Annotated in this window: 1 protein-coding gene; it reads right to left on the bottom strand. The window is 61.4% G+C overall.

All coding sequences use genetic code 11. From position 1 onward, the window contains the following. A partial coding sequence (locus EN969_RS34545) for a DUF445 family protein (RefSeq protein ID WP_127419962.1) occupies window positions 1-268 on the bottom strand: 268 nt, incomplete at its 3' end. Between the last annotated feature and the right edge of the window lie 273 nt (window positions 269-541).

The following is a 541-nucleotide window of genomic DNA, read 5'->3' as shown; positions in this document are numbered from 1 at the left end:
GCGGGATCGGCAGCCCCAGCGGCCTTCGAAACAGCGCCACCACCGCGTACCAGTCGGCGAGGCCGCCGATGGTCGCCGCCTCGGCAAAGGCAGCGACGAAGCCGAGCCACGCATGGATGTGCTCGAACGATTTGGCGAGCGCAAACACCAGTACGCAAAGCGCCAGCGCGGCCGCCGCGAGGAATTTCGTCCGCCGCAACGCGGAAAGCTTCGCATCCGCTTCGGCATCGAAACGGACCGGCGTCAAGGGCGAAGCCGATTGTGACATGGGTGAGCCGCTCCTCGTCGATCTCAGCCTATCTAGTGTTCCGACGGCCGAAATACCCGCGACAGCCGGTTTCGCCCGGCATCTTGCCCGGCTGCGCACACAAAGTTGAGGAGAAAATTCATCTATCGCGCCAAGCTAGTCTGGAATTATTCCAAGGTATAGGCCATATTCCGCCTGGGCCAATGTGGCGAATCCGGAATTTCGGGTCAAAGCCGCATCAGCAAAATTTCCAGATCTGGCGTGGGTTGCACCGCCCCAGTGCCTTGTGAGGAC

Source organism: Mesorhizobium sp. M7A.F.Ca.CA.003.01.2.1 (assembly GCF_003998945.1).
In the GTDB taxonomy this organism is placed as follows: domain Bacteria; phylum Pseudomonadota; class Alphaproteobacteria; order Rhizobiales; family Rhizobiaceae; genus Mesorhizobium; species Mesorhizobium ciceri.
Note: the sequence above shows the minus strand (reverse complement) of the source record. Positions and strands in the feature narration are given on the sequence as shown.